This window comes from Bradyrhizobium sp. G127, assembly GCF_021502575.1.
GTDB lineage: Bacteria > Pseudomonadota > Alphaproteobacteria > Rhizobiales > Xanthobacteraceae > Afipia.
Map to the genome: position 1 here is coordinate 1,929,244 of NZ_JAKFGN010000001.1, position 21,446 is coordinate 1,950,689.

Sequence of the window (21,446 nt, forward strand, 5' to 3'; positions counted from 1 at the left end):
AGCGATCATGAAACCATCGCTGGCTTATGACGTCGTCGTCCTCGGCGGGGGCGCGGCCGGGCTGATGTGCGCAAGCATCGCGGGCGGACGCGGACGCTCCGTGGCGGTAATCGAACAGGCGAAGCGGCCAGCCGAGAAGATTCGAATCTCCGGCGGCGGACGCTGCAATTTCACCAACCTGCACACCACGCCAGCGAATTTCCTGTCGCACAATCCGCATTTCTGCAAATCCGCGCTCAGCGGCTACACCCAGCACGATTTCCTCGCGCTGGTCGAAAAACACCGCATCGCCTGGCACGAGAAGACCCGCGGGCAACTGTTCTGCGACGACTCCTCGCAGCAGATCATCGACATGCTGCTCGACGAATGCGCCGCTGTGGGTGTGACGCTGCATCCCGGCACGAAGATTTCGTCTGTCGCGAAGGGTGAGGGTGGCTTCGTTGTCGTCACGGATCGCGGCGAGATTCGCGCACCATCGCTGGTGGTCGCCACCGGCGGGCCTTCGATCCCGAAAATGGGATCGAGCGGTTTCGGCTACAAAATCGCCGAGCAGTTCGGCCTCAAGATTATCCCGCCGCGCGCAGCGCTGGTGCCGCTGACTTTCGACGAGGTGCTGCTGGCGCGGTCGCGCGATCTTGCGGGCGTCAGCGTGGACGCGGTGGTGAGTTGCAATGGCACACAGTTCGACGAGGCGATGCTGTTCACCCATCGCGGGTTGAGCGGTCCGGCGATTTTGCAGATTTCGTCCTACTGGCGCGAGGGCGACGACATTCAGATCGATATGGCACCGGGCACCGATGTGTTCGCCGCGCTGAAGGAGATGCGCCGCGACCATCCCCGGCAGGAACTGGCGACGAGCCTTGCGCGGCTATTGCCGGGGCGGCTCGCGCAGATGATCGCCGAGCCGGGCGGCGGCGCTTCAAGGATGGCTGACTTGTCAGACAAGCAATTGCAGGCGGTCGCAACGCTGGTGAACGCATGGCGCGTGACGCCGCGCGGCACCGAGGGCTACCGGACCGCGGAAGTGACGCTTGGCGGGGTGGATACCGCGGAACTGTCGTCGAAGACCTTCGAAGCGAGGTCCGTGCCCGGTCTGTTTTTCGTTGGCGAGGTGATCGACGTCACCGGGCATCTTGGAGGGTTTAATTTCCAGTGGGCCTGGTCGTCGGGTTATGCCGCAGGCCAAAACGCCTGACGCCCAGCCGGAACCGGTGCGGAACGGGAATGGCTGACCGGCTGCAAACGCAGCGATAAAACGCTGAAATCATGAAGTTATTTCCCATCAATGGAGGATTGTGCTAGGGGGTTCCGACCTGCTAATCGACAAGGATGCGGCCTGTCACCGCCGCTCCAACTTGCCCGTGAGCCTGACGTGTCCGCTCAATTGCCATTGATTATCGCCGCCATCGCCCTTGCGATCTGGATCTATCTGATCGCGGCGCGGGGTGAATTCTGGCGGACCCCGAAGTTCGATGATCTTGCGCCCGCGCCGGGCTTCATGAAGTGGCCGTCTATCGCCGTGGTGGTGCCTGCACGCGATGAGGCAGCCGGCGTCGGCCGCTGCGTGGCGTCCGTCCTGACCCAACCCTATCCCGGCGAATTGTCGATGGTTCTGGTGGACGACCAGAGCCAGGATGGAACCGCTCAGCTTGCCGCCGAAGCCGCTGCCGCGATCGGCGCCTCGGATCGCCTTACGGTACTGTCCGGCCGCCCCCTGCCGTCCGGCTGGACTGGAAAACTCTGGGCGGTGAAGCAGGGGCTGACGCTGGTCGAGGGCCGTTCCGCGCAGCCCGATTATGTTCTGCTGACCGATGCTGACATCGTCTATTCCGGCGACGTGCTGATGCGCCTTGTCGCCCGCGCGCAGAACGAGCGGCTCGCAATGACGTCGGTGATGGCGAAGCTGCGCTGCGAGAGTTTTGCGGAAAAATACCTCATCCCGGCCTTCATCTTCTTTTTCGAGATGCTTTATCCATTCTCCTGGGTGCGCAATCCGGCGCATGCCACCGGCGCGGCCGCGGGCGGCTGCATCCTGGCGCGATGGGATGCGCTGAAGAATGCGGGCGGTATCGACGCCATCCGCGGATCGCTGATCGACGATTGCGCGCTCGGCGCGCGCCTGAAAACGCAGGGGCCGGTGTGGCTCGGGGTCTCGCACGATGTCATCAGCGTGCGCGCGTCGGAAACCGTCAGCGATGTCGGGCAGATGATCTCGCGATCGGCCTATGCCCAGTTGCGCTATTCCCCCGCAGTGCTGATCGGAACGATCGTCGGCATGATGATCGTCTATCTCGCGCCGGTGGCGATTACGCTGTTTGGCCACGGCCTTGCAGCGGTATTTGCGGCCACAGCGTGGCTTTTGATGGCGCTCGCGTTCCTGCCGACGCTGCGATACTATGGGCAGCCGGCCTTCTGGGGGCCGGCGCTTCCCGCAATCGCATTGGCTTATATGGTGTTCACGGTGAATTCCGCGCTTCAGCATTTTCAGGGACGTGGCGGAATGTGGAAAGGCCGCGCCCAGGCGCAGGTGTCGAACCCGCAATGACAACTTCAGGCGAATTGCGCTCCGGCAAAAGCCACAAGGACGAGAATTTCCCGGTCGCGTCGTGGATCATTCATCCGCGCCACCGCGCGCTGATCCTCGCGTTCTACAATTTCGTGCGCACCGGCGACGACATCGCTGACCACGCGACGCTGCCGCCGCAGGAAAAACTCGACAGGCTCGATCTGCTCGAGGCCGAGCTTTTGGGCAAGGGCGACAGCCAGCCGGAAGCGGTGACGCTGCGCGCGGCGCTGGCCGAACGCGGTATGTCGCCGAAGCATGCGCAGGATCTGCTCAACGCGTTTCGTCTCGATGTCACCAAGCTGCGCTACGAGAACTGGGACGACGTCATTCACTACTGCTCGCTCTCGGCGATGCCGGTCGGGCGCTTCATGCTCGATGTTCACGGCGAGGACCGCTCGACCTGGGCGGCGTCCGACGCGATCTGCGCCGCCTTGCAGATCAACAATCATTTGCAGGATTGCGGCAAGGACTACCGCGATCTCAACCGCGTCTACATTCCGCGCGATGCGCTGGCCGCCGCGGGCGCGACAGTGGAAATGCTCGGCGAGGCGCGTTCAACCCCGGCGCTGCTGAAATGCCTTCAGGGTCTGGCGCGACGCACCGAGACATTGCTGCACGAGGGCCGCTCGCTGCCGGGCGAGATCAGGGATACGCGGTTCGCCCTTGAGGTCTGCGTGATCGACGCGTTCGCGGACAGGATCGTCAATCTGTTGAAGGTGCGCGATCCGCTCAGCGACAACGTGCATCTGTCGAAGGGGCAGATGGCCGGCGTCGCACTCTCCGCCATGGCGGGCGGGTTGTTCCGGCGCATGACGGGGCAGGCGCCGCGGCCCGCCAGCACGGGGCGCGTGATCTGACATGACCTCGACGAGCACCACAGCGCAGCCCGCCGCCGCGCCGGAAGCGAATGCACAGGGCGTGGCCTCGGGCAGTTCGTTCTACGCCGCAATGCGCATCCTGCCGCGCGAGCAGCGCGACGCCATGTTCCAGATCTACAGCTTCTGCCGTCAGGTGGACGACATCGCCGACTCCGACGGGCCGCGTCCCGAACGTCTTGCGGCGCTCGATCAGTGGCGGCGCGACATCAACGCGCTCTATGCCGGCAATCCGCCTGCGCGCGTCAAGGATTACGCGCCGTCGGTGAAGCAGTTCGGCCTGCGCCGTGAGGATTTCATCGCCATCATCGACGGCATGGAAATGGACGTGCCGGCCGACATCCGGGCACCGGACGCCAAGACGCTCGATCTCTATTGCGACCGGGTCGCCAGCGCCGTGGGCCGGTTGTCGGTGCGGGTGTTCGGTCTTGGCGAAGAGGACGGCATCCTGCTGGCGCACCATCTCGGCCGCGCGTTGCAGCTCACCAACATCCTGCGAGACATCGACGAGGATGCCGGCATCGGGCGGTTGTATCTGCCGCGCGAGAATCTCAACGCCGCAGGCATCATGTCGAACGATCCGCTGACCGTGGCGTCCGATCCGCGATTGCCGCGCGCCTGCGAGGACATTCTGAAACAGGCGCGCAGTCATTTCGCCAAGTCGAACGACATCATGGCGCGCAATCCGCGGCGTGTCGTGCGCGCACCGAAAATCATGTCGGAATACTATCACGCGATCCTGGAAAAGCTGGTGGAGCGCGGTTTTGCGCTGCCGCGCAAGCCGGTCAAGCTCAGCAAGGCCGCCAAGATTTTCATTCTCATTCGGTACGCATTCATCTGATGGCAAAAAAAGCTCACATCATCGGCGCCGGTGTTTCCGGCCTGTCCGCAGGCGTCCGGCTCGCCAATGAAGGATTCGAAGTCCACGTCCATGAGGCGACGCTGCAGGCCGGTGGCCGCTGCCGGTCCTACTATGACGGCGCGACGGATATGGTCATCGATAACGGCAACCATCTGCTGCTGTCGGGCAATCTGCACGCGCGGTCCTATGCGCTGTCGATCGGCAGCGAGGCGGGACTTGTCGGGCCGGAACGCGCGCAGTTCAATTTTATGGATCTGAAAACCGGCAAGCGCTGGATGCTCGATCTCGGCAACAGCCGTTTGCCGACGTGGCTGCTGTCGAAGGACAAGCGCGTGCCGGACACCGGCGTCGGCGACTATCTCGCGCTCGCGCCCCTGAGCTGGGCGGGGACCGATGCACTGGTCGGCAACACCATCAAGTGCGAAGGCGTCTTGTATGATCGGCTGGTGCAGCCGCTGCTGCTGGCCGCGCTCAACGTCGATCCGCCCGACGGCTCCGCAGGACTTGCGGGCGCGATCGTGCGTGAGACACTGCTCGCCGGCGGCAAGTCTTGCCGTCCGCTGATCGCGCGCGAGGGACTGAGCACGGTGCTGGTCGATCCGGCGCTCAAGCTGATCCGCGGGAAGGGCGGCACCGTCAATCTCGGCCATGAACTGCGTCAGGTATTGATGGCGGGCGAGTCGATCTCGGCGCTCGAATTCGGCGAGGACACGATTGCCGTTGCGCCGACCGATGTCGTCGTGCTGGCGGTTCCGCCGCGCTCGGCATCTTCCATTCTCCCCGGATTGAAAACGCCGACCAAGTTCCGCGCCATCGTCAACGCGCATTTCCGCTACGATCCGCCGGACAGCATGCCGCCGATGATCGGCGTGATCGGCGGGCTGGTCGAATGGCTGTTCGCGTTCCATCAGCGGTTGTCTGTGACCATCAGCGATGCCGACCGGCTGGTGAACGCCCCGCGCGAGGAACTTGCCCGCGACATCTGGCGTGACATCTGCAAGGCTGCGAACCTCGGCAGCGAGGTGGCGGAAGGCCCGCTGCCGCCGTGGCAGATTGTGCGCGAGCGCCGCGCCACATTCGAGGCCACGCCGGAACAGAATGCGCTGCGGCCGGGGCCTGTCACCGAGTGGAAAAACCTGTTCCTGGCCGGTGACTGGACCGATACGGGACTGCCCGCCACCATCGAAGGCTCGATCCGCTCCGGCGACCGCGCCGCCGATCTGGCGCTGAGACTGTAGCGAAACGGATAGATTTTAAACGTCATGACTCTCGACGACCTCAAGACCGAAGCCCCGCCGTCAGCGGCCGCTGTCGATGCCAGCATCGCGGCGGCGAGCAAGGCCGTGCTGGATCACCGCAAGCCGGACGGCCATTGGGTGTTCGAGCTTGAGGCCGACGCCACGATTCCGGCCGAGTACGTGTTGCTGCGGCACTATCTGGCCGAGCCGATCGATAGTGTGATCGAAGCCAAGATCGGCAACTATTTGCGCCGCATCCAGAACGAGAACGGCGGCTGGTCGCTGTTCTACGGCCACGAGTTCGACATGAGCGCCAGCGTGAAGGCCTACTTCGCGCTCAAGATGATCGGCGATTCCGTCGATGCGCCGCATATGGTGCGTGCGCGCCAGATCATTCGCGCGCGCGGCGGCGCGATTAACAGCAACGTGTTCACCCGAATTATGCTCGCGTTGTTCGGCGTGGTGACGTGGCGCGCAGCGCCCATGATGCCGGTTGAGATCATGCTGCTGCCGCGTTGGTTTCCGATCCATCTGACCAAGATCTCCTATTGGGCGCGGACGGTGATCGTGCCGCTGCTGGTGCTGATGAACAAGAAGCCGCGCGCGCGCAATCCGCTCGGCGTCGGCATCGACGAGCTGTTTCTGCAAGATCCAAAGTCGATTGGCATGACGGCGAAGGCGCCGCACCAGAGCCAGCTCTGGTTCACGGGATTCAGCATCCTCGATGCCGTACTGCGCGTCGTCGATCCGTTCTTCCCGAAGAAAAGCCGCCAGCGCGCCATCGACAAGGCGGTGACCTTCGTCACCGAACGCCTTAACGGCGTCGACGGTCTCGGCGCGATCTTCCCGGCGATGGCCAATACCGTGATGATGTTCGATCTGCTCGGCTATCCGAAGGATCATCCGCACTACGTGCTGGCGCGGCAGTCGGTGGAGAACCTGCTCGTCATCAAGGACGACGAGGCCTACTGCCAGCCCTGCGTGTCGCCGATCTGGGACACCGCGCTGACCGCGCATGCGATGATCGAAGTGGGTGGCGAAAAGGAAGTCGCCTCCGCCAAGGCAGCGCTGGACTGGCTGAAGCCGAAGCAGGTGCTCGACGTCGAGGGCGACTGGATCGAGAAGCGGCCCGGCGTGCGGCCGGGCGGCTGGGCGTTCCAGTATAACAACGCACATTATCCCGATCTGGACGATACTGCCGTCGTGGTTATGGCGATGGACCGCGCGCGGGGCACGCTCAACGCCGGCGAAAAGTACGATGAGGCGATTGCGCGCGGCCGCGAGTGGATCAACGGTCTGCAAAGCAAGGATGGCGGCTGGGCGGCGTTCGATGCCGACAACCTCGAATACTATCTCAACAACATTCCGTTCTCCGATCACGGCGCGTTGCTCGATCCGCCGACCGAGGACGTTACGGCCCGCTGCGTCTCGATGCTGGCGCAACTCGGCGAAACCGTCGAGACCAGCCCGGCGCTGGCGCGGGGCGTCGAGTACCTGCGCCGGACGCAGTTGCTGGATGGCTCATGGTTCGGGCGCTGGGGCATCAATTACATCTATGGGACCTGGTCCGTCCTGTGCGCGCTGAATGCCGCCGGTGTCGCTCACGACGACCCGGTGATTCGCAAAGCCGCGGACTGGCTGATCGCCATCCAGAACAGCGACGGCGGCTGGGGCGAGGACGGCAACAGCTACCGGCTGGACTACAAGGGCTACGAGAAGGCCGACTCCACGGCCTCACAGACCGCCTGGGCGACCATCGCCTTGATGGCAGCCGGGAAGGTGGATCACCCCGCGACTCAGCGCGGTATCGCCTATTTGATTCAATTCCAGACCAAGGACGGCGTTTGGAACGAGCCGAACTACACCGGCGGCGGGTTCCCGCGTGTGTTCTATTTGCGATACCACGGATATTCCAAGTTCTTTCCGTTGTGGGCGCTGGCGCGGTACCGAAATTTGCGCAATACTAACAGCCGCTTCGTGGGGATCGGAATGTGACTAAAGCTGCGGGCGGGGACGCCGCACACAGACATATAGCGACTGACCGGGATGAACTGCCGGTTCTGATCGTGACCGGCTTGAAACAGGAAGCCCGCATCGCTGCGGGTCCCGGTCTCACCGTCATTTGCAGCTCCAGCAATCCGGTTCAGTTGCGCGAGATGATGGTCTCGTTCGACCCGGCGAGCATTCGCGGCATCGTCTCGTTCGGCGTGGCCGGCGGACTTAATCCGGTGCTGCGCTCCGGCGACATCGTGATTGCCTCTGAAATCGTCGCCGCCAGACAGCGCTGGTCCACCGTCGCATCGTTGACGGAGAATCTCGTGGCGCTGCCGGCCAAGCGCAAGCGCCAGATCGTTTCCGGCGTGCTCGTGGGCGTGGAAGAAGTCGTGACCGGACAGGTCGGCAAGGCCGCGCTGCGCGCCACCACCGGCGCGGATGCGGTCGATATGGAAAGCCATATCGCGGCCCGTTATGCCGAGCACTACGGCCTGCCGTTCGCGGCGGTGCGCGTCATCAGCGACCCGGCGCATCGCGCGCTGCCGGAATTGACGATGAACGCCATCAAGCCGAACGGCAATGTCGATATGTGGAAGGTGATGCGCGGCATCGCGCGCAATCCGAAGACGATCCCGCACCTGATTTCCACAGGACGCGACTTCAGCCGCGCGCTGCGCTCGCTGAAAGGTTGCCGGCACGCGCTGGGCTGATTTCGCCCCGCTATTCGCGCCCACAAGCGTCCGTCATTCAATCAAGACAAAAGGCGCGAGCAATGCTCGCGCCTTTTCAATGATTGCAGTCCGAGATCAGGCTGCGGTCGATGCGTTGCTTGAAGGGGTCGCCGTCTGAGCCGCGACGAGCTTTGCGGCCTTGGTCTCCGCCGCCTTAGCTTCGTCGGCGCGAATTTCAGAAAGACGCTTCTGCACTTCCGACGAGAACACGTACTGCGCCGGGCGCTGCTTCGACATGTCGATTTCCGGCGCCATCGGGCCTTCGGTCTTGATGCCGAACAGCGACACCTTCAGTGCCTTGAACGGATTGGACACGGCGGCGTTGGCGGCAGTCGGCTCATAGCCGCAATGCGCCATGCAGTCGGCGCACTTCTCGTACTTGCCGGTGCCGTAGGTGTCCCAGTCGGTGGTTTCCATCAATTCCTTGAAGGTCTTGGTGTAGCCTTCACCGAGCAGGTAGCAGGGCTTCTGCCAGCCGAAGATATTGCGCGCAGGCATGCCCCAAGGTTCGCACTCGAAGGTCTGGTTTCCGGCGAGGAAGTCGAGGAACAGGCCGGAGTGCATGAAATTCCACTTCTTGCCCTTGCCGTAGGCGAAGACCTTTCGGAACAGCTCCTTGGTCTTGCGGCGGTTCAGGAAGTGCTCCTGGTCCGGCGCGCGCTCATAGGCATACCCCGGCGACATCGAGACGCCGACGCCGAGTTCGGTGGTGAAGTCGAGGAATTTTGCGATTTCTTCCGCGGGATGACCGTCGAAAATCGTCGCGTTGACGTTGACGGTGAAGCCGCGCGCCTTGGCTGCCTTGATCGCGGAGACGGCGCGGTCGAACACGCCCTTCTGCGACACGGCCTTGTCGTGATGGTCCTTCAGGCCGTCCAGATGGACCGAGAAGAACAGGTAAGGCGAGGGCTCGAATAGGTCGAGCTTCTTTTCCAGCAGCAGCGCGTTGGTGCAGAGCGAGACGAACTTCTTGCGCTCCACGAGGCCGCGCACGATCTCGCCGATCTCCTTGTGGATCAGCGGTTCACCGCCGGGAATCGCCACCATCGGCGCGCCGCATTCTTCCGCGGCGTCCCAGCATTCCTGAGCCGTCATGCGGCGGTTCAGGATCGCGTCCGGATAGTCGATCTTGCCGCACCCGGCACAGGCGAGGTTGCAGCGGAACAGCGGTTCCAGCATCAGCACCAGCGGATAGCGTTTTCGCCCGAGAAGCTTCTGCTTCATCAGGTAGGAGCCGATCTTGATCTCTTTGAAAAATGGAATGGCCATGAACAGCTATCTTTCTTGCATCACGGGAGAGAGGCGCGGGGGCTGGCGTTGGGCTAGCTCCGCGGGCAGCCTGAATTCGATGTTTTCCTCGCGGCCCGGCAGCACGGACACCGTCACCGGTCCGATTCTCCGCAGGGCGTCAATCACGTCGTCGACCAGAACCTCAGGCGCGGACGCGCCTGCGGTGATGCCGACGGTTTGAGCGTCCTTCAGCCAGTCAGGATTGAGCTGGCTGCCGTCGGCGATGAGGTAGCTCGGGACGCCGACTTCGGTGCCGATTTCCCGCAGGCGATTGGAATTGGAGCTGTTGGTCGCCCCGACCACCAGGATCACGTCGACCAGCTTGGAGAGATCGCGCACCGAAGACTGGCGGTTTTGTGTCGCGTAGCAGATGTCGCGGGTATCCGGGCCCTCGAGGTCGGTGAAGCGATCCTCGAGCGCTGCGATGATGTCGCGGGTGTCGTCCACGCTCAGCGTGGTCTGGGTAATGTAGGCGATCGGCTCGTCGCTTGGCAGATCAAGGCCCGCCACGTCCTCGACACTCTGGACAAGGATCACGGGGCCGGGAACCTGACCCATGGTGCCCACCACTTCCGGGTGGCCTTCGTGGCCGATCAGCACCAGCTTGCGCCCCTTGGAGACGTAACGCTTGCCTTGGTTATGAACCTTGGTCACGAGCGGGCAGGTCGCGTTGAGAACGGGCAGGCCGCGCTGGGCGGCCTCTTCCTCGACGCTCTTGGCGACGCCGTGAGCGCTGAACACGGTGATGGCATTTGCCGGCACTTCGTGCAGATCTTCCACGAACACGGCGCCCTTCGCCTTGAGGCTTTCGACGACGTACTTGTTATGCACGATCTCGTGGCGGACATAGACCGGCGGGCCATACTTCTCAAGCGCACGCTCGACGATCTCGATCGCACGCACCACGCCGGCGCAGAACCCGCGCGGCTGGGCCAGCAGGATCTTCATCGGAGGCTTGCTGGGCACTGGATTAAGCAAGCTGCACCGCGCTGATATCGGCTTCGCGGCCCAGCGCTTCGAACACGCGCGTCACGATCCCCTTGGCGTCCAGACCGGCCTTCGCATACATCGCGGCCGGGCTGTCCTGATCGATGAATGTATCGGGCAGAACCATCGATCGAACCTTCAGTCCCTTATCCAGCGCGCCACTCTCGGAAAGAGTATGCAAGACTTGCGCCCCGAAGCCGCCGATCGAACCTTCCTCGATTGTGATCAGCACATCGTGTTCGCGCGCCAGACGCAGGACCATGTCGGTATCGATCGGCTTGGCGAAGCGTGCATCAGCCACCGTGGTGGTCAAGCCGTGGGATTTTAGAATATCTGCGGCCTTGAGGCATTCCTGGAGCCGTGTTCCGAGCGAGAGCAGGGCCACCGAGGACCCTTCGCGCACGATGCGGCCTTTGCCGATTTCGAGCGGAACGCCAACGGACGGAAGTTCGACGCCGACACCGTCGCCACGCGGGAAGCGGACGGCCGACGGCCGGTCGTTGATGGCGGCGGCGGTGGCGACCATGTGGACCAGTTCTGCCTCGTCGGCGGCGGCCATGATCACGAAGCCGGGCAGGCAGCCGAGATAGGCGATGTCGAACGACCCGGCATGGGTCGGGCCGTCGGCGCCCACCAGACCGGCACGGTCGATGATGAAGCGGACCGGCAGGCCCTGAATGGCGACGTCGTGCACCACCTGGTCGTAGGCGCGTTGCAGGAAGGTGGAATAGATCGCGACAAACGGCTTCATACCTTCGGACGCGAGGCCGGCGGCGAACGTCACGCCGTGCTGTTCAGCGATGCCGACGTCGAAAGTGCGCTCCGGGAAAGCCTTGCCGAAAATATCGACGCCGGTGCCCGACGGCATGGCGGCCGTGATGGCGACGATCTTGTCGTCCTTCTCCGCTTCCTTGACGAGGCTGTTGCCGAACACCTTGGTATAGGCGGGGGCATTGGCCTGCGCCTTGGCCTGCTTGCCGGTGGCGACGTCGAACTTGACCACGCCGTGATATTTGTCGGAAGCGGCCTCGGCGGGGGTGTAGCCCTTGCCCTTTTCGGTGACGACGTGGATCAGGGTCGGGCCGACCTTGGAATCGCGAACGTTCTTGAGCACCGGCAGGAGATGGTCGAGGTTGTGACCATCGATCGGGCCGACATAGAAGAATCCGAGTTCCTCGAACATTGTGCCGCCGGACAACATGCCGCGGGCGTATTCCTCGGCGCGCTGCGCGCCCTTTTCGATAAATTTCGGGAGACGCTTGGCAACCTGCTTGCCGATCTCGCGCAGCGAACGGTAGGTGTTGCTGGAGGTCAGGCGCGACAGGTAGGCGGACATCGCACCGACCGGCGGAGCGATCGACATCTCGTTGTCGTTGAGAATCACGATCAGACGCGAATCCATCGCACCTGCATTGTTCATGGCCTCATAGGCCATGCCGGCAGACATCGCGCCGTCTCCGATCACGGCGATGATGTTGCGGTCTTCGCCGGCGAGATCGCGGGCCACGGCCATGCCGAGGCCTGCCGAAATGGAGGTCGACGAGTGCGCTGCGCCGAAGCAGTCGTATTCGCTTTCCGCGCGCTTGGTGAAGCCGGACAGGCCGCCGCCCTGGCGCAGGGTCCGGATCCGGTCGCGGCGTTCGGTGAGAATCTTGTGGGGATAGGCCTGATGGCCGACGTCCCAGATGACGCGGTCGGAGGGCGTATTAAAAACATGATGTATTGCCACGGTCAGTTCCACGACACCAAGACCGGAGCCCAGATGGCCGCCAGTAACCGCAACCGCGTTGATCGTCTCAGCGCGAACCTCTGCCGCAACCTGGGGCAGATCGCTTTCCTTGAGCTTGCGAAGGTCAGCGGGCGACTTGATTGCGTCGAGCAATGGGGTCGATGAGGTCATACCAAGGCTTCCAATACGAAAGTGGAACAAGACAGGAACATTTTGCAGTGTAGCATTATTGCAGCTATTCAGCAGTAGTTCTGAGGAACTGCTGGTTAAATGCCACTATTGTGTGACTTAAGGGCATCGTTTGAGGCATCAGTAAGTTAACGACCTGCCTCCCCGGCGGTTGCCTGTACCTCAACCCGGCCGTCAGAAATAGAAAGAAAACCTGTGCTGACAAGGACTATTGTATCGCTTGTTCGTTTTTGCACGCGCCACGCATGGCTGGTGCTCTTGGTTGGCTTGGCTCTGGCAGCATGGGCAGCCCACTATTCCTATCGGAACTTTGCCATTAATACCGATGTCGCGAAGCTGATTTCTCCCGATCTGGACTGGCGAAAGCGCGAAATTGACTTCGAAAAGGCCTTTCCTGGCAAAAATGACACCATTTTGGCCGTCGTAGAGGCCCCGACCCCGGAACTCGCCCGGCAGGCTGGCGCGGCCCTCCAGAAGAAGTTGCTGCCACAGACCGATAGGTTCATTTCAATCAGGCAGCCGGGTGGCGGAGCGTTTTTCGACAGTAACGGTCTTTTGTTCTTGCCGACCGCGGAAGTGGCCAAGCAAACCAGCCAGCTCGCCTCGGCCGCCCCGATTTTCAATATCCTGATCGACGATCCGAGCCTCCGTGGCCTGACCGGCGTCCTGGAATTCGGTCTGGCCGGTTCCCAGCGCGGGCAGTATTCGCGCGATTCGATGGCCCGGCCGCTGAATCAGGTGGCCGAGACCGTCGAGAAGGTTCTGGCGAAGCAGCCTGCGCCGTTTTCATGGAAGGAACTGGCGGACAGCCAGCCGCTGACGGCCTCGGACAAGCGCGAACTGTTCCTGATCCGGCCGGTTCTCGACTTCAAGGCGCTGGAGCCGGGCGGGGCCGCGACCGACGCGATCCGCAAGGCGGCGATCGACCTCAATCTCGCCGGGGAATATGGCGCCCGCGTCCGTCTGACCGGACCGGTGCCGATCGCGAACGAGGAATTTGCCACCGTTCAGGAAGGGGCGCTTCTCACCCATACCGGCACGGTGCTGATCGTGCTCTTTATCCTGTGGTGCGCGCTGAAATCGCCAAAGATCATCACGGCGGTTTTCATTACGCTCATCATCGGCCTTGCCGTGACCACGGCCGTGGGCCTGATCATGGTGGGCGCCTTCAATCTCATTTCGATTGCGTTCTTCGTGCTGTTCGTCGGCCTCGGCGTCGATTTCGGTATTCAGTACAGTGTGCGCTATCGCGCCGACCGTCACGAGGGCCACGGTCTCGACCTCGCGCTCGAGAAGGCGGGCGAATATTCCGCGATTCCTCTCACGCTCGCCGCGGTCGCGACGGCGGCAGGCTTTCTGTCGTTCCTCCCGACCGACTACAAGGGCGTATCCGAGCTTGGAAAAATTGCCGGCGCGGGCATGATCATCGCGTTCATCGCAGCGATCACGGTGCTGCCGGCACTGCTCAAGATTTTGAACCCCTCGGGCGAGGCGGAGCCGCTGGGCTTCGCCTTCCTGGCACCGGTCGATGAATTCCTTGAACGCCATCGCATCGGTGTTGTGGCCTGGACTCTCGGCGTGGCCGTCCTTGGACTGCCGTTGCTCTATTTCCTGCACTTCGACTTCAATCCGATCAACCTTCGAAGTCCGAAGGTTGAATCGATTGCGACTTATCTCGATCTGCGCCGCGATCCCAACACCGGCACCAATGCGATCGAGGTCCTTGCGCCCTCCGCTGCGGCCGCAAAGGAGATTCAGGCGCGGCTTGCGAAACTTCCCGAAGTCTCGCGGGTGGTGTCCCTCGACACCTTTATTCCCGACGATCAGCCCGCCAAGCTGGCGATCATCCGCAAGGCTGCCGCACAGCTCAACCCGATCCTGAACGAAACGCAGCGTGGCACCGCGCCTTCGGACGAGGAAAACGTCGCTGCGCTGAAGGGATCGGCTGACAGCCTGCGCAAGACCGCGGGCGACGACAAGGGGCCGGGCGCGACCGCCGCACGCCGTCTTGCGGACGCCTTGGCGAAACTCGCACAGGGCGACAAGGCCACTCGCGACAAGGCCGAGGCGACTTTTATCTCGCCATTGAACGTGGCGCTTGATCAGGTCCGCGCTCTGTTCAAGGCGCAGCCGGTGACTGTGAAAACCCTGCCGGCCGACATTGTGAGCGATTGGACGACGGCGGACGGGCGGACGCGTGTCGAAGCGCTGCCGAAGGGCGATCCCAACGACAACGATACGCTGCGCACTTTCGCCGGTGCCGTTCTGAAAGCCCAGCCGGATGCCATTGGTGGTCCGATCTCCATTTTGAAGTCGGGAGACACCATCGTGCTGGCCTTCATTCAGGCCGGCGGCTGGGCGCTGCTGTCAATCGCGATCCTGCTGTGGATCGTGTTGCGGCGGATCGGCGATGTGTTGCTGACACTGGTGCCGCTGATTCTGGCGGGCGTGGTGACGCTGGAGATTTGCGTCCTGATCGGCATGCCGATGAATTTCGCCAATATCATCGCGCTTCCGGTCCTGCTCGGGATCGGCGTGGCCTTCAAGATCTATTACGTGACCGCCTGGCGCGCCGGGCAAACCAACCTGCTGCAATCGAGCCTGACGCGCGCGATCTTCTTCAGCGCGATGACCACCGCGACGGCGTTCGGCAGCCTGTGGCTGTCGAGTCATCCCGGCACGTCGAGCATGGGCAAGCTGCTTGCGCTTTCGCTGGTCACCACTCTTGCCGCGGCGGTGCTGTTTCAGCCCGCGCTCATGGGCAAGCCCCGCGAGAAGACCGAGAAATAAACTTCGGCGGATTTTATTTGGGGGCCGATACAATCTCGGGGAGGAGACAGGCTTCCGGTGTGGCGGGATCGGTCGATCCCGCCTTCGCCATGGCGTTCTTCGGAGCAGCCGTCTTGGGTGCGCCGATCGGGGCGGGGAACGGCGCAGCTGTTGTGGCCTTGGGAGCGGCTGGGGCGGTGGTGGCCCCAGTCTTGGCCCCGCCGGGGGGCGCGGCCGGACTTTCAGCAACGCGGGACCATGTCTGGCCGCCGCACAGGATCATGGCGACACAGCCTTCGACGCGCAGGGCGTTGGCCGATTTGAGCTGAATCGTGGAGTCGTAGGTTTTGCCGCTGGTGGCGTCATAAACCTGACCCTCCCATTTATCCTTCTCGTCCGTGACCTTCTTCATATTGAGAAGCACGGGCATGCCCAGCGTCGGCCGCGTCCGCTTGGCCTTGTCGGGATTATTCTTGTCGACGCCGCCGGGAATCGATTCGGAGGCGACGACGCCCCAAAGTCGCGAATTGCAGTCGATGATTCTGATCGTCGCCTTGCCGTCTTCGTCCCGCCATTCGCCCAGTGGTTCGGCGGCTTGGGCGATGCCGGTGGCGGCGAGAAAGAACATTCCACTAAAGGCTAGTTTCCGCATGAATCCTCGCGTGCATTGCAACCAACTTAAACCACAAGATTCGTCTATTGTTCTACATACTGACAAAACGACGCAGACATTATTTTCAGTTGACTAGATGCCCGACAAACGAAGTATGTATGACATGATGCAGCCAAATCTAGACATTTCAGAGATGTTCGCGGACCGCCAGTTCCAGCGCAATGCTCTGCATACGCGATATCTCAACGAGCAACTCGTCCGGGTGCTCAAGACCATTGGCTATGATGTCGGCTTTCAGCGCGGGCAGGGGCAGTACCTCTTCGACCGTGATGGCGACCGTTACTTGGATTTGTTGAGCGGTTTCGGCGTTTTCGCGCTTGGCCGCAATCACCCCACCGTCAAGGACGCACTCAAGAGCGTTCTGGACAGCGATCTTCCTAATCTTGTTCAACTCGATCTGTCGACGCTGGCTGGGATTCTGGCCGAGCGCCTGATCGCGCATGTTCCATATTTGGACAAGGTGTTTTTTGCGAATTCAGGGACGGAATGTGTCGAAGCTGCGATCAAGTTCGCGCGCGGCGCGACCGGCCGCACCGGCATCGTCTACTGCGATCACGCCTATCATGGCCTGTCCTACGGTTCGCTGTCGCTGACCGGCGACAAGAACTTCCGCGACGGGTTCGGCCCGCTGCTGCCGGATTGCACGTCCATTCCATTCAACGACCTTGCCGCGCTGGAGAAGGCGCTGGTGTCGCGCCAGGTCGCGGCCTTCATCGTCGAGCCCATCCAGGGCAAGGGCGTCAACCTGCCGGACGACGGTTTCCTCGCTGGTGCGGCCGCGCTGTGCAAGCGCTATGGAACGCTGTTCGTCGCCGACGAGATCCAGACGGGAATGGGCCGCACGGGACGGTTCCTTGCGGTCGAGCACTGGAACGTCGAGCCTGACATGGTGCTGTTGTCGAAGTCGCTCTCCGGCGGCCACGTGCCGGTCGGCGCGGTGCTGTTGCGCAAGGCGATCTTTGACAAGATCTTCGATCGCATGGACCGTGCCGTCGTGCATGGGTCGACCTTCGCCAAGAACGATCTTGCGATGGCGGCTGGCATTGCGACGCTCGACGTGTTGAAAACCGAGAAGCTGATCGAGAACGCCGCGGCGCGGGGCGCTCAGATTCTTGCCACGCTGTCGGCGATGGTTCCGCGCTACGAACTGCTGAAGAACGTTCGCGGCAAGGGCCTGATGATTGGCGTCGAGTTCGGTCCGCCGAAGTCGCTGGCGCTCAAGGCGTCATGGAGTGTGCTGGAAGCCGCGAGCAAGGGCCTGTTCTGTCAGTTGATCACTATTCCGCTGTTCAAGGATCACAAGATCCTCAGTCAGGTGTCGGGCCACGCCAGCCATACCATCAAGCTGCTGCCGTCGCTGACGATCACGGAAGAGGACTGCAACTGGATCACCAGCGCGTTCGACACGGTGATCGAGAGCAGTCATCGCGTGCCCGGTGCGATCTGGTCGCTGGGCAAGACGCTGGTCGATAACGCGGCAAGAAAATCCGCCTGACCTGCTCCGGCACTCCCCAAACAACTCACTTGAGAGCACGTCACCTTCAGAATCGGAAAGAACAGCGCTGCGGATCGCGGCGCTGTCCTCGTTCGGATCGTTGTGATCGGTCTGGTAACGAAGGCAGGGATGCCGCCGGTCCGCGCTCCGGACTTATTGTCCGTGGCTGACGAGAACGGCATCGCACTTCTTGCTGATCTTCGGACGGTTGGCCTTCAGGCAGCCCAGCACCGTGAGATCACCATCGTTCATCACCGCCCGGCAATGACGCGACACGTCGGGAGCGCAGGCTTTCTGTTCTTCCGCGGTTCCGCCGCGCTGGGGAGCGGGCGTCTGCGCGAATGCGACCGAGGTAGCCGAGACAAGCAAGGTGGTAACAAGAAGTGTTCTGAACATTGTTATCCCTTATGGAGGCATGTGTTCGATTGACCGGTATATAGGTCGAACACATCAGAACGCCAGAAACAAGTCTGCCGCCCGGCGACACGTATCGCATATTTCGACAGGTGTGGCGTTGGCGCACAGTGTCATTCGCGAGGGCTTATTGTCGCGAGTGCTACCGCCTGCAAACTCTCGCCACAATTCGATTCGCTTTTCGTTCAGAATTGAAGTTGGTCTAGCGACTCGCTAGTTCCCTTGAGGCCAGCGGGTTTCGCTGCATCAAGGCAACCGCGACGATCAGGGTGGGAACCAGGATTACGAGTGCGATCGCGATGATCTGCCACTCCGAGACCGGCATGATGCCACCACCCGGCGTTGCGAGAACGAATCCTCCGATGACCAGCAACACGCGGAGTGGCCACTCCAGTGCTCCGGTACGCCGCAAATCTCCGACAAAGGCCTGATAGCCCTGAATGCCGCCGCAGATGAACAACGTACCCGCTGCCGCAAGCGCGGTAAGCCCCGCTGCTGCAAGATAAGGCGCGTCACCCTGCAACACGAGCGCGGGGTTGAGCACGAAGAAGAACGGAATGAAGTAGATGATGCTGCCGACCCACATCGATTCCCAGCCCGTCTTCATCGCCGGCGAACCTGCGATGCCGGCGGCGGCGAATGAAGCGATTGCGACCGGCGGGGTGATCGACGACAGCATGCCCCAATAGAAGATGAACATGTGGACGGCCATCTTGTTCAGGCCGACCTTTTCAAGTGCGGGCGCCACCAGAATGGCGAGGAAGATGTAGCATGCGGTCGTCGTCAGGCCGAGGCCGAGGACCAGGCTTGTGAATGCGCACATCGCGAGCAGGAGGAATGCGTTGTCGCCGGCGATCGTCAGCAGATCGTTGGCGAGGCTGGAGACCACGCCGGTCATCGAGAACGCGCCGATCAGCAGGCCGCATCCGGCGAGAATGCCGACCAGTTCGACGAAGGTGCGGCCGTTGACTTCCAGGAACTTGCCGATGGTTGCGAGCGACCACTTCGTGTCTTTCGCGAACAGCTGGTTCAGCACCAGCAGCAGGGCGGTTGCATAGAACGGCGCGTGGCTTTCGCGCTTGAAATGCAGCAGCATCACGATCAGCAGCGCGATGACGAAGATGTAGTACCAGCCTTCCTTGATTGTATCCCACACTTTCGGAAGTTCGGAGCGGGGAATGCCGGCAAGGCCGTGGCGCGCGGCGTAGGAGTCGACCTGCATGAACAAGCCGAGGTAATACAGGGCGGCCGGAATGATCGCTGCGACGGCGACGTCGGCATAGCTGACGTTCAGGAATTGCGCGATCACGAACGCGGTCGCGCCCATGACCGGCGGCGCCAGCACCGCGCCGGTGGACGCGCAGGCCTCGATAGCTGCGGCGTATGAAGCGCGGAAGCCGCTCTTCTTCATGACCGGGATGGTCATGGTACCGGCAGTGAGCACGTTGGAGATGATTGAACCGGACATCATGCCGAGCAGTCCGCTCGCGAAGATGCAGACCTTGGCGGCGCCGCCGCGGAACGTACCGCACAGCGCGAATGCGATGTTGATGAAGAATTTTCCGGCGCCGGTCATCATCAGCGCGGTCCCGAACACCAGGAAGCCGATCACCGTGTCGGCGAAGGCCTGAATCGGAATCCCGAGCAGGCTTTCACCGGACAGCACATGATAGGCGGTCGCCTGTTCGAGGGTGGACTGGGTGCCTCTGAACGGTCCGAGCCAGCTCGATTCCGCGAACAGCGGATAGACTGTAAAGGGCAGGACGCACAGCAGCAGACTCCAGCCGCCGGTGCGTCGCAGTGCTTCCATCAGCACTGCCCACATCACAAGGCCGCCGGCGATCACAGGCATCGGCGCCCCGGCGAATTCCCAGCCGAGCGCGGCCGCCTGCCGGATGTTCATCATCAGCCAGATCGCGGCCACGAAGGTCGCGATGAACAGAACAACATCGTACCAGGGAATGCGATCGAGCGGCGCGGTCTCGGATCCCGGAAAAATCAGGAACGTGAATGGCAGCATCAGCGCGATCAGCAGATAGAAATATTCGGTGTTGAGCTGGGTGTAGTCGACGAAGAAGCGGAGTGCGAACTGCTGATTGATGCAGAGCAGAATAGTCGCGGCCGTCGCGGCGATCAGCGCCCAGCGCCAGCCGCCGCGCAGGGCGCGTACCCGCGTAACCTCAGCTTCCTGCAGGCCGCCAGTACCGGCATGCGGATCGTCGAACACGACCCTGTTTTCTGCGTCAGCGATGGTGGCGGCCGTGACCGGCGCAGCCGCCCCGTTGGTGTTGTCGGACGAAGATGACATTGATGCTTCCAGGCTGGATATGTACGACGTCCGTGTTGCAGAAATCGGCGCTGCTAGTCTTCGAAGCCGTTCGGCAGGTTCGCCTTTGCCAATGCCGCCTTGCGTGCAGCCATCCAGCCGGCGAGGAATTTGTCCGGCTCCGGCGCCGCGCTGGAATTATTGTACGCCTTCCATGCGTCCGCCAGCACGCCCTGACGCTTGATCAGGTCGTTATTGTACTTCTCATCGGCATCGGTCCACTGGCCCGCTTCCTTCAACGCCTTTACGGCGCCGGGATGATAGGGAATGACCCACTGCTTGGTTTGCTTTTTGACATCGAGACCCGACGACCCCGGCGCAGCGTCCTTGTAGGCGTCGTAACCGGTGATCATTGCTTTGGTCAGCGCGTAGACCTGGTCGGCGGCTTGCGTGCCGTAAGTCGTCGCGATCGGGTAGGGGTAGGTTGCGAGCTTCAGCGGTTTGGAAGCATCGATGGCTGCGCCGCAGGTAGTGTTATGCGGGTTGAAGAATGCGCCGACTTTCTTGACACGCTCCCATGCTGCCTTGTCGTCCGCTGGAAGCTCCGGCCAGACGATACCGCGCGGCGAGCTTTCCAGTTCCTTGGCCGGGCCCGTCACGGTCGAACCGAAAGCGCCGTCAGCGTCGTTGTTGATGACGCCTTTCCACATCGCGCCATAGCTCGCGAACTCGACGATCTTCACATCGCTCTTCGTCAGTCCCGCATAGGCGATGATCGCGAGCGCGTTCTGGTTCAGCGCCGGCGAGCCGACCACGAAGCCGAGCCGCTTGCCGCGGAAGTCCTTCCACTCCTTGACGCCCGAGTCTTTCGCGACGCCGACCGACAGTCCGTTGCAGTCGACCGTGGAGAGGGTCATCTGGATCGCCTGCGGGCCCCATTCCTTGACGCCGAATTCGAATACGCCTTCCTGCGCGAAATAGCTGCCAGTGCCCATCCACGCCAGCACCGCGCGACCTGTGCGCAGCGGTGCGAGGCGCGCCACGTCATTGCCGGCCGGAAGCACGCGCACGTCGGAGCCGTATTTGTCTTTCATCATCTTGCCGACGCCGACGGCGATGTTGAAGCCGGAAGTGCCGGTGTCGTAGGCGGTGAACGCCATCGAGGTCGGCAACTTCACGTCCTGCGCCTGCGCGGGGGCGATCGCCGCAGCACCGGCCAGAAACATGGTCGCAAGCGTCGTGATAGAGCGCGTCATGAAAAATATCCTCCAAAGGTGTTGGTTCTTCCGCTGTGCGGAACGAGATTTTGATTTTGCCGGATCATGTCATCGTGCGGGAACCAGTGCAACGCCTGCAAGCCGCCAATG

16 protein-coding genes are annotated in these 21,446 nt (G+C 62.3%); 9 read left to right on the forward strand and 7 right to left on the reverse strand.

Features of this window, described 5'->3' with window-relative positions; genetic code table 11:
- The first annotated feature begins 7 nt into the window (after positions 1-7).
- The 7 genes from LVY71_RS09100 to LVY71_RS09130 all read left to right on the forward strand — a co-directional run bounded on the left by LVY71_RS09100 (position 8) and on the right by LVY71_RS09130 (position 8,246).
- The gene (locus LVY71_RS09100) at positions 8-1,195 is read left to right on the forward strand and encodes a BaiN/RdsA family NAD(P)/FAD-dependent oxidoreductase (protein ID WP_235099471.1); all 1,188 of its coding nucleotides are present in this window, start codon (positions 8-10) and stop codon (positions 1,193-1,195) included.
- A gap of 177 nt (positions 1,196-1,372) precedes the next feature.
- Positions 1,373-2,545 (forward strand): glycosyltransferase, encoded by a 1,173-nt coding sequence (locus LVY71_RS09105; protein WP_235099472.1) that lies wholly within the window; start codon positions 1,373-1,375, stop codon positions 2,543-2,545.
- Complete coding sequence (hpnC, locus tag LVY71_RS09110; protein WP_235099473.1) at positions 2,542-3,423, forward strand: squalene synthase HpnC; 882 nt, start codon at positions 2,542-2,544, stop codon at positions 3,421-3,423. Before LVY71_RS09105 ends, hpnC begins: the two co-directional genes overlap by 4 nt.
- Before the next feature lies 1 nt (position 3,424).
- A complete protein-coding gene (gene hpnD / locus LVY71_RS09115) occupies positions 3,425-4,282 on the forward strand; it encodes a presqualene diphosphate synthase HpnD (RefSeq protein ID WP_283842514.1) in 858 nt (285 codons plus the stop codon).
- On the forward strand, positions 4,282-5,541 hold the full coding sequence (gene hpnE / locus LVY71_RS09120; RefSeq protein WP_235099474.1) for a hydroxysqualene dehydroxylase HpnE: 1,260 nt from the start codon (positions 4,282-4,284) through the stop codon (positions 5,539-5,541). Before hpnD ends, hpnE begins: the two co-directional genes overlap by 1 nt.
- A gap of 24 nt (positions 5,542-5,565) precedes the next feature.
- Complete coding sequence (gene shc / locus LVY71_RS09125; RefSeq protein WP_235099475.1) at positions 5,566-7,536, forward strand: squalene--hopene cyclase; 1,971 nt, start codon at positions 5,566-5,568, stop codon at positions 7,534-7,536.
- Complete coding sequence (locus LVY71_RS09130) at positions 7,533-8,246, forward strand: phosphorylase (RefSeq protein ID WP_502797547.1); 714 nt, start codon at positions 7,533-7,535, stop codon at positions 8,244-8,246. Before shc ends, LVY71_RS09130 begins: the two co-directional genes overlap by 4 nt.
- 96 nt (positions 8,247-8,342) lie before the next feature.
- On the opposite strand, the gene hpnH is transcribed toward LVY71_RS09130, so the two are convergent.
- The 3 genes from hpnH to dxs are packed head-to-tail and all read right to left on the reverse strand — an operon-like array spanning position 8,343 to position 12,444.
- Complete coding sequence (gene hpnH, locus LVY71_RS09135) at positions 8,343-9,536, reverse strand: adenosyl-hopene transferase HpnH (RefSeq protein WP_235099476.1); 1,194 nt, start codon at positions 9,534-9,536, stop codon at positions 8,343-8,345.
- A 6-nt stretch (positions 9,537-9,542) separates the two neighbouring features.
- Positions 9,543-10,505, reverse strand: a complete 963-nt coding sequence (gene ispH / locus LVY71_RS09140; RefSeq protein ID WP_235099477.1) for a 4-hydroxy-3-methylbut-2-enyl diphosphate reductase — start codon at positions 10,503-10,505, stop codon at positions 9,543-9,545.
- Between the two features lie 22 nt (positions 10,506-10,527).
- Positions 10,528-12,444, reverse strand: coding sequence for a 1-deoxy-D-xylulose-5-phosphate synthase (gene dxs, locus LVY71_RS09145; protein ID WP_235099478.1), 1,917 nt, complete (start codon positions 12,442-12,444; stop codon positions 10,528-10,530).
- Between the two features lie 213 nt (positions 12,445-12,657).
- On the opposite strand from dxs, the gene hpnN reads away from it, so the two are divergent.
- Positions 12,658-15,252: a hopanoid transporter HpnN gene (gene hpnN, locus LVY71_RS09150; RefSeq protein WP_235099479.1), complete on the forward strand. Its 2,595-nt coding sequence runs from the start codon at positions 12,658-12,660 to the stop codon at positions 15,250-15,252.
- Between the two features lie 13 nt (positions 15,253-15,265).
- Here the strand turns inward: hpnN and LVY71_RS09155 are convergent, their stop codons facing one another.
- A complete protein-coding gene (locus tag LVY71_RS09155; RefSeq protein ID WP_235099480.1) occupies positions 15,266-15,883 on the reverse strand; it encodes a DUF2147 domain-containing protein in 618 nt (205 codons plus the stop codon).
- A gap of 124 nt (positions 15,884-16,007) precedes the next feature.
- Between LVY71_RS09155 and hpnO the strand changes: the two genes are divergently transcribed.
- A complete protein-coding gene (hpnO, locus tag LVY71_RS09160; protein WP_235099481.1) occupies positions 16,008-17,399 on the forward strand; it encodes an aminobacteriohopanetriol synthase HpnO in 1,392 nt (463 codons plus the stop codon).
- 153 nt (positions 17,400-17,552) lie between these two features.
- Here hpnO and LVY71_RS09165 read toward each other — a convergent pair whose 3' ends face one another.
- The 3 genes from LVY71_RS09165 to LVY71_RS09175 form a co-directional block, all read right to left on the reverse strand.
- Positions 17,553-17,795, reverse strand: coding sequence for a hypothetical protein (locus tag LVY71_RS09165; protein WP_235099482.1), 243 nt, complete (start codon positions 17,793-17,795; stop codon positions 17,553-17,555).
- 220 nt (positions 17,796-18,015) lie between these two features.
- Positions 18,016-20,121, reverse strand: coding sequence for a TRAP transporter permease (locus LVY71_RS09170; protein WP_235099483.1), 2,106 nt, complete (start codon positions 20,119-20,121; stop codon positions 18,016-18,018).
- A 53-nt stretch (positions 20,122-20,174) separates the two neighbouring features.
- Complete coding sequence (locus LVY71_RS09175) at positions 20,175-21,335, reverse strand: TAXI family TRAP transporter solute-binding subunit (protein WP_235099484.1); 1,161 nt, start codon at positions 21,333-21,335, stop codon at positions 20,175-20,177.
- Positions 21,336-21,446: the final 111 nt, after the last annotated feature.